The sequence below is a fragment of the Ferroglobus sp. genome, assembly GCF_015521575.1.
Classification (GTDB): domain Archaea; phylum Halobacteriota; class Archaeoglobi; order Archaeoglobales; family Archaeoglobaceae; genus Ferroglobus.
In genome coordinates this window covers 1-2,454 of record NZ_WANY01000040.1, presented here as the reverse complement: position 1 = coordinate 2,454, position 2,454 = coordinate 1, and the positions used below count along the sequence as shown (strand labels likewise).

The following is a 2,454-nucleotide window of genomic DNA, read 5'->3' as shown; positions in this document are numbered from 1 at the left end:
GAGTATGTTTTGGTAATTCTGTAGATTTTTTATTTCATTAAATTCAGAAAGGTTATTACCAGCAAGAAAACCGATTAGATATAATATAAATGATATTGATATTAACATTATAGTTCTCATTCTATTCATGGGGTTCTATCCTCCTTAAACAAATACCAGTTGATATTGTAACCACTGTAATCATTGCAAAAGCTCCCACTAAATTGGCAGGTGTAAGTTTATACGGAGTTAAGAAATGGATGATTATCCCTAAGAGTATCCCCAATTTAAGTATTATCCATAATGCAACCAGCCCCAGTAAGATGTCACGATTTCGCTGATTCAGCTTTTTAGCAATTTTATATATCCTACATTCTGGAAAGAAGATTAGACATTTCATTGTATAACACCACTGCTAAATTATAAAAAAATTTTATAAATTATAGAGCTATTCCAAGACCAACAGCAAATGCTGTGCCACCAGTTGCAACGCCAAGCGCAATTAAGCCGAGATAAATACCTGCACCAACGCCTCCTGCCGCAAAACCATTCCAAGCTCCATTTACTACTGCTTGCTCCCAACTATTTGCATTCATGCCAGCCTGAATCCCACCAATAACGGCCCCGACTTTTCCCACACTTATTGGCACTACAGCCAACCCAACCATCGCCAAACACATCCCAACAGCCATCCACTTAATTACCTCTTCATTCCAATCCTTCACGGCGTACATCCCATCTACCCCCCAACTAAATCACGCCTACACACCACTCTCTTCTATATAAATTTTTCTTTTCCAAACATTTTAGACTATTCCAATAGTTTTGAACTCGTCCAAAAATATTGGACTTACTAAAATACTTTTTAGCTTGTCCCTTAGCGGTGGTAAAATCTCTCGATGAACTCATTTCAAAAATTACAGCTTGTAATGAGGATCTCTTATCCAAAGCTGCTTTGAGCAGCCACCTGACGATCTCTAAGAACATGAAGTTAACGAGATTGCTACTTTTCGATTGTAGGGTGTTACAAAATCTTCTAACAAGCTTCGAACGGATTCAAACGAACTGTTAAAAGGAAATCTGCAGTTAAACTTTTTTGTCTTTTCTTCAACTTGAGAAAACAGGTTTATTTATCGAATCTCCTACAAAAGTCTCGTGATTCAAATCGAGATTTTTCGAAGTTCAAAGATGCCAAAATTGCAACCACCAACTACCTCCAGCTTATTTGCAGATCTAAGCGCTTCTTTAAGGAGAGCGTAGGCATGGAATTGCCTCTTCCATCTGATTAGCAAAGATAAACCCGTAAGTTTCTCCGTCTCTTGCTAAAAAGACGATGATTGAGTTTTTGAGTTTAAGCTTCGCCTCGCATATCGCTGTCGTTAAAAATTTGTTAAAAAAACCGAATCTAAAGCAAGGGTTCGATGTCTTCGTCGAATAGCTCAATCGTCTTTTCTATTCTTTCCCTTTCAGCTACCTCCACTTCCTCCTTAGCTTCGGCTGCAAGCCTCTGCAACTCCTTCACTCTCGGAATGTCCGTAACGTTGGCAAGAACGACAAGAGCTGCTACATGCTTTGTTCTCCTTGTTGGATAGTCCCCAGCCCTAACCTCAACTCCGGCAATCTGCTCTTCGAGCCAAAGTTTCGCTTTCTCTAATCCTTTTCTGTCGAGATGCTCTGGAGGGCCAGCAACGAGCACCAAAGCTCTTTCCGCACTTCTTATGTTACATGGAATCGTCAATCTCCCGAGGGCAGCTTTTCTTACGAGCGTTGCTATTTTCATGGATTTCTCTCCTTCATCGACGATCTCCTTCTTTTTCCTGAGAAAACCGAGTAGTCCGCTCTTCTTCTCTTCAATAGCAAGAGTTGCATAACCTATTGATGAAATCCCTCCACCTCTTAGCGTGTTTATGACTTCAGAGCTGTCAACGACCATTTCTCCAACCAACCCTTCTTCAACTGGCTCGCCAGCTCTTGCCAAAACGGCTAATCTCTTCACGATCTCTTCATTTATCTTTTCGAAGCTCTCCCTTAAACTCAACCCCTCGAACTTCCAAGCTCCGTTGTCCACAAGAATCAGATTGTCCACGTACTTTAGAAGAGTGATCATGCTCCTCGCTGCATTTAATGAGTAAAGCTTTCCCTCTTCCTGAGCTGGAAGAACGCCGACCGCATAAACCGGCTCGGAGTACATTTCCGAAAGGTACTTCGCTAAAACCGGAGCTCCTCCGCTTCCAGTTCCACCTCCAAGTCCAGCAATTATCAGAAAGGCGTCGATCTCGTGAGTTCCTCTTTCGTCTATAGCATTCAAAATCGTCTCGACCTCCTCTTGCATTATCTTTGCCCCAAGCTTGTTGTCTGTACCAACTCCGTGCCCTTTCACAGTCGTTTGTCCAATCAGAATTCTGTCCTTCATCGGAATATGCTTCAAACCCATTAAGTCCGTCCTTGCGGTATTTACGGCGAGAGTCCTTAAGG

General features: G+C 41.9%; 2 protein-coding genes. Both read right to left on the bottom strand.

All coding sequences use genetic code 11. The annotated features are described in order from the left end of the window. Positions 1-419: 419 nt before the first annotated feature. A complete protein-coding gene (locus F7C14_RS01640) occupies positions 420-713 on the bottom strand; it encodes a hypothetical protein (protein WP_290899216.1) in 294 nt (97 codons plus the stop codon). A gap of 671 nt (positions 714-1,384) precedes the next feature. Continuing rightward, positions 1,385-2,454, bottom strand: a 1,070-nt coding sequence (locus F7C14_RS01635; protein ID WP_290899212.1) for a tubulin/FtsZ family protein, incomplete at its 5' end; no start/stop codon positions are given.

What these genes read in the sequence shown, in the direction of transcription:
- F7C14_RS01640 (WP_290899216.1), bottom strand. Translation starts at nt 713, where the DNA reads ATGTACGCCGTGAAGGATTGGAATGAAGAGGTAATTAAGTGGATGGCT.